At 38.8% G+C, this 5,969-nt stretch carries 5 protein-coding genes; 3 read left to right on the top strand and 2 right to left on the bottom strand.

The genetic code is table 11. The annotated features are described in order from the left end of the window. From AC1DPQ_RS15235 to AC1DPQ_RS15225, 3 genes are all read left to right on the top strand, one after another. The coding region (locus tag AC1DPQ_RS15235) for a bifunctional 4-hydroxy-2-oxoglutarate aldolase/2-dehydro-3-deoxy-phosphogluconate aldolase (RefSeq protein ID WP_477610061.1) at positions 1-449 on the top strand (449 nt) is incomplete at its 5' end. Between the two features lie 20 nt (positions 450-469). Continuing rightward, positions 470-1,840 (top strand): MFS transporter, encoded by a 1,371-nt coding sequence (locus AC1DPQ_RS15230; protein ID WP_477610059.1) that lies wholly within the window; start codon positions 470-472, stop codon positions 1,838-1,840. 95 nt (positions 1,841-1,935) lie between these two features. Next, the gene (locus AC1DPQ_RS15225) at positions 1,936-3,561 is read left to right on the top strand and encodes an NADP-dependent glyceraldehyde-3-phosphate dehydrogenase (RefSeq protein ID WP_477581279.1); all 1,626 of its coding nucleotides are present in this window, start codon (positions 1,936-1,938) and stop codon (positions 3,559-3,561) included. Between the two features lie 351 nt (positions 3,562-3,912). On the opposite strand, the gene AC1DPQ_RS15220 is transcribed toward AC1DPQ_RS15225, so the two are convergent. Then, entirely contained in the window at positions 3,913-4,653 is a 741-nt protein-coding gene (locus tag AC1DPQ_RS15220) for a rhamnogalacturonan acetylesterase (RefSeq protein ID WP_230143282.1), read from the bottom strand. A 16-nt stretch (positions 4,654-4,669) separates the two neighbouring features. After that, positions 4,670-5,686: a pectinesterase family protein gene (locus AC1DPQ_RS15215; protein ID WP_477581277.1), complete on the bottom strand. Its 1,017-nt coding sequence runs from the start codon at positions 5,684-5,686 to the stop codon at positions 4,670-4,672. Between the last annotated feature and the right edge of the window lie 283 nt (positions 5,687-5,969).

Raw genomic sequence — 5,969 nt, 5'->3', positions numbered from 1 at the left:
ATTTGGGAATTGGAACGATTAAAACTCCTGCCGATGCAAATGCATTTATCGAAGCTGGAACAGATTTTATTGTAGCACCGATCGTAAATCCGGCAGTTGCCGAAATTGCAAACAAAATTGGTATGCTATGGATCCCTGGCTGTATGACCCCGACTGAAATCAGTGTCGCTCAAGAGCACAAAGCCATGCTGATCAAAATTTTCCCTGCCAATATTTTAGGCCCCGAATTTATTTCATCAATTAAAGATCTTTTCGCCGGACAGCTGTTTATGCCAACTGGTGGCGTAGAAATTAATGCCGACAACCTAAAAACTTGGTTTAAGTCAGGCGTTTGTGCCGTAGGTATGGGCAGCAAATTAATCAGTAAAGATGTGATGAGCAAAGGTCTTTACGAGGAGTTATTCGACAATACAAAACTAGCGCTTGACTTAATTCAGCAGAGCAAATAAATCTAACACACACTAACCAAATGAACCAAACGAAAATAGGCAAATACAGATGGACCATATGCGCACTTCTGTTTTTCGCTACTACAGTAAATTATTTAGATAGACAAGTTTTAAGTTTGCTATCTAGCAAACTCGAAGCGGAGTTTAACTGGACAAATTCAGATTACGCAAACATAACAGCAGCTTTTCAATTCGTTTATGCTATATCAATGCTTTTTGCTGGACGAATAATAGATAAGTTGGGAACCAAATGGGGATATGCAATTGCAATAATTGTTTGGTCACTGGGCGCCATCCYGCATGCCAAAGCTATTCCTGTAGGAGAGGCCGTTTCATCAATTTTTGCGTTAGTTGGAATCACAAGTATATCGGTATCTGTACTGGGCTTCATTGTTTCTAGAGCTGTTTTAGGTTTTGGAGAATCTGGAAATTTTCCGGCAGCAATTAAAGCAACAGCAGAATATTTTCCTAAAAAGGAACGTTCCTTTGCAACAGGAATCTTTAATTCAGGAGCAAACGTTGGTGCAATTCTAGCTCCTGCTACTGTGCCATACATTGCTGAAGCGTGGGGTTGGGAAACTGCATTTTTAATTATAGGAGCAGCAGGCTTTTTCTGGCTAATATTTTGGTTTATTTTTTATGATAAACCTGAAGAACAAAAGCGTTTATCTAAAGCTGAATTGGAGTATATTCTATTAGACACAGATCAAAAAGTTATTGTTCCATCAGAATCTGAAACTGAAGCAAAAAAGGTTTCATGGTTTAAATTATTAGGATATAAACAAACTTGGGCTTTCACGTTTGGAAAGTTTATGACAGATGGTGTTTGGTGGTTCTTTTTGTTTTGGCTTCCTTCATATTTAAAGGCCCAGTATGGAATGGAAGGAACATCAATATCGTTCCCACTTTTTGTACTTTACAGTATGACAATGATTGGTAGTATTGGTGGCGGGTGGTTTCCTGCGTATTTCCTTAAAAAAGGATACAATGTTTATGAAGGCAGAATGAGAGCAATGTTCGTAATTGCATTATTTCCTTTAGTGGTCTTACTTGCTCAACCTTTGGGGCACTATACTTTTTGGATTCCTGTATTGTTAATTGGAATCGGAGCTTCTGCACACCAAGCTTGGTCTGCAAACATTTTTACAACAGTATCAGATATGTTTCCCAAAAAAGCAATTGGATCAATTATTGGAATTGGTGGTATGGCAGGAGGAATCGGAGGCGTAATAGTTTCTAAAGTTGGCGGTGCCCTGTTCGATCATTACAAGGGATTAGGACATATCCAAACTGGTTACACCATTATGTTTGCATTTTGTGCCATTGCTTATATTATTGCTTGGGTAGTAATGAAGACATTGGTGCCAAAAATGAAAACAATAGAACTGTAAATATTTAGAGCCAATTACTTTGGCTCTTTTTACAACAATAAATCTATACTTAAACTATAGACTTAACATTAATTTAACCCTAACAACAACCCAAATTGAGTACATCGCTAAACCTCGAAAGTATTTTCGTTGAAGAGAGCCAGATTCCAGATGAATTTAGGCTCAAGGAAGAAATCAATCAAAAAGAGTTTCTTTCAAATGGAGAGATGAAACCATGGAATGGACCATTTAATGAAGTGTTTTCTCCGGTATGCGTAAAAACCCCCGAAGGCTTAAAACGAAAGCATATTGGTAGTTTCCCTGTTTGTACAGAAAAAGAGTCGACAGAAGCTTTAGATGCAGCTGTAGCCGCTTATGATAACGGCCGCGGACAATGGCCGACTATGAGCGTTGCTGATCGGATTAGCTGCGTAGAAAACTTCACTCATAAAATGATTGAGCAAAAAGAAATTGTTGCGAAATTGATTATGTGGGAGATCGGTAAATCTTATGCCGATTCGGTTAAAGAATTCGACCGTACGGTTGAGTATATCTATGCCACTATCGATGCACTAAAGGATATCGACAGGCAATCGTCACGTTTTGAAATTGAGCAGGGAATAGTTGCTCAGGTACGCCGTTCTCCGCTGGGTGTGGTACTTTGTATGGGGCCATTTAATTATCCTCTAAACGAAACTTTTACGACGCTTATTCCAGCTTTGATTATGGGCAATACGCTTTTATTCAAACCACCTAAGCATGGTACCTTATTGCACTATCCTTTATTAGAGGCTTTCCGTTCCAGCTTCCCTAAAGGTGTTGTAAATACCATTTATGGCCGTGGCAATACCATTGTGCCAGGACTAATGAAATCAGGAAAAATTAATGTGCTTACCTTAATCGGATCGAGTAAAGTAGCCAACGAACTGAAAAAACTGCATCCTAAAGTAAACCGTTTAAGGGCAATTTTAGGTTTGGATGCTAAAAATGCAGCAATCATTACTAAAGATGCCAATCTTGATTTGGCGGTTTCTGAAACGGTTCTAGGTTCGCTTTCTTTTAACGGACAGCGTTGTACTGCGATTAAAATCGTTTATGTTCACCGCAGTTTAGCACAGGAGTTTCTAAAACGTTTATCTGCAGAAGTAGAGAAACTGAAATTTGGTATGCCATGGGAGAAAGGCGTAAACCTTACTCCGCTGCCTGAGCTGAACAAACCTGAATACTTAAAAGAATGTATTGATGATGCAGTTTCGCACGGCGCTAAAGTGATCAATAAAAATGGTGGACAAACCTTAGAAACTTTTGTTTATCCAGCCATTATGTATCCGGTAAACAGCAATATGAAACTATACCGCGAAGAGCAGTTTGGGCCGATTGTTCCTGTTGTTCCGTTTGATGATCTGGAAGAACCTATCGAATATTTAATTGGCTCTCCACACGGCCAGCAGGTGAGTATTTTTAGTAATAACGCGGCGGTAATTTCTTCATTAATTGATCCTTTGGTTAACCAGGTAAGTCGTGTGAACATTAACTGCCAGTGTCAACGTGGTCCAGATGCTTTCCCTTTTACCGGTCGTAAAGACAGTGCTGAAGGAACACTTTCTGTAGTGGATGCATTGCGTTCGTTCTCGATCCGTTCGTTGGTAGCAACCAAATTTACAGATGATAATAAAAAATTATTGAACGAAATTGTTAAAGGCGATGATTCGAACTTTTTAAGTACGAAATATATTTTTTAATAAGGATAATCGTCATTGCGAAGAGGAACGACGAAGCAATCTTAACACGAAGAATTAATTGTCGATTCTAGAAGATTGCTTCGTCGGCTGAAAAAGCCTTCTCGCAATGACTTTTTTTTTTAAATAGTTTTCTGTTTTTTCGGCGGTCGTCATGCTGAATTTATTTCAGCATCCAATATGCATGTAAAGATCATGAAATAAATTCAAGATGACGTGGTGATAATTATTTATAGTCCTCGTTTGTAACGAGGATTTGCGAGATCCGCATTTGTAATGCGGTACTGTTTATCGGCGATACAATCGCCTTTCTCATGCATCCTCGTTACAAACGAGGACGATAATAGCGCTATTTTACTTCAAACTCTTCACCAAGCTCAACTTTAGCTCTTTAATCCCTTTCACCACTAAACCGGCAATTTGTTTAGCACCTTCTGGACTTAAATGTGTATTATCTTTCTTGCCATTTGGGTAGTTCACATTTCCCGAATCAACATAATTGAATAATTTAATGGATGGCTCTTCACCTAAGCGGTTTAATAAACTTTCGGTTTTAACCAGCATATCAATTAAAGGAACACCTAAAGAATCGGCAACCTGGCGGGTAATGCGAGGGTAATCTCCATGAGAATCGAGCAAAACCCCATTCTTGAAACTTCTGCGGGAGATTGGCGTTAATAAAACCGGGAAAGCTTTTTTACTTCTGGTTTCTTTTACATAATTAACCAGATTGATCTTGAAATCTGCTAAGGATACACCGACAGCTGGTTTATCGACTTTCTCATCGTTATGCCCGAATTCGATAAAAACATAATCGCCTGGGTTTAACTCGGCCAATATTGGGTCCCAGCGTTTCTCTGCCCTGAAAGATTTTGTACTCCTTCCGTTCAAAGCCCGGTTATCAACGGTAACATCAGCCTTAAAATAAGATTGTAATGCCATGCCCCAGCCTGTTTCTGGATACGCTTTTTCTTCTTTATTTGCTGCGGTAGAGTCGCCAATGATATAGAGTTTTGTTTTCTTTGGGATGAATGTAAAAGAAAATAAAACGGCTATTGTTCCTGCCGCCAAAATTTTAAAGAAATTCTTGTTCATGTTTTTATCAGTTATTTTATTTAGCTGGATTCCATTGATCCGTTCCACCTAATATATTTTTTAAAGTATAGTTTTTTGCCTCTTTATCTGTTAATTGTTTTGTCCAGGTCAACCTCGTTTTAGGTGACGCGCCATCGCCCTTACTTTTATATTCTGCATAAAAAACGGTCAATTCCTTATTAGGGAACATCAGATCACCTTTCCATGGATTCCAACCTTCGGGCAAAATATGTTTCCCCAGATCGCAGCTGATGAATACCGTTTTTGCATAAGGCCTCCATGGTCTGCCGAGATAAGCTTTCGTTACAGTTTCATCTGCAATGAGCGTACAATTTATAAAAACAAACCCAAACTTTTGCATCGCTGAAGTTGAAGCTGCGGTAATATAAGAATCACTTAAATTTTTGATTGTACAATTTTGAAAGACTACTGTAGCCTTGCCGAAAATAAAATCGGTTGTACCTTCAATATAACAATCCTGATAGTATTGCCGGCTATTTTCGATCGCGGCATACAGCGTATCCTGATTGCCCAAAAATCTGCAGTTTTTTGCTTTAAAACGATCGCCTTCTACATGTAAGGCTACCGCCTGTCCAACTCTTCCAGATGAATTGATAATGGTTAAATTTTCTAGCTGGGTATCACTTCCCTGAACAAGTACTGTGAATGAGGTATAAGTGCTGAATTTAGCATTGCCAAAAACATCCTTACCTGACGCATTGGATTTTCCTGAATAATCATCAAAGGTGATGATGGTATTTTCAGTATCCTCTCCAATTATAGAGATTTTGATCTTCCAAGAAGGAATAATCAGCTTCTCTTTATAGGTTCCGTTTTTAACATGAATTTTAACTGCTTTCTCGCCTAAATCCCTCACCGAATTTACAGCCTCCTGAATGGTTTTGTAATTTCCACTGCCATCCTGCGCAACAGTTATTTCTGAAGGATATTTGGGATCCTGGGCATGGACGTAAATAAAGGATATATTGAAGAGGAGTAGCGTGATCAGCTTGAAGTAGGATATTCTTGTCATTTGGTCAGTTAAGATCTGAATTTAATTTTAATTAATAACTCCTGGATTGTCATTACCCAAGAGTCGTCATCTCGAGTGGAGTGCAACGTAGCCGAGAGATCTATCGAGGCAGATCTCTCCACTACGCGTTGCTCCGGTCGTATTCTAGGTTTACCACAATTGCAAATTTATTTTAAGAAAAACTCTTTTTTTGGGAGTTTTTCTTAGCTTTTATGACGCTCTCCTATAATTCTCGACATACATTTCTCCTCTCTTAACAAGTGAGAACATCCTTAAAATCAGT

The organism is Pedobacter sp. 01T416_2 (genome assembly GCF_056398925.1).
This window is presented reverse-complemented; position numbering and strand designations above follow the sequence as displayed.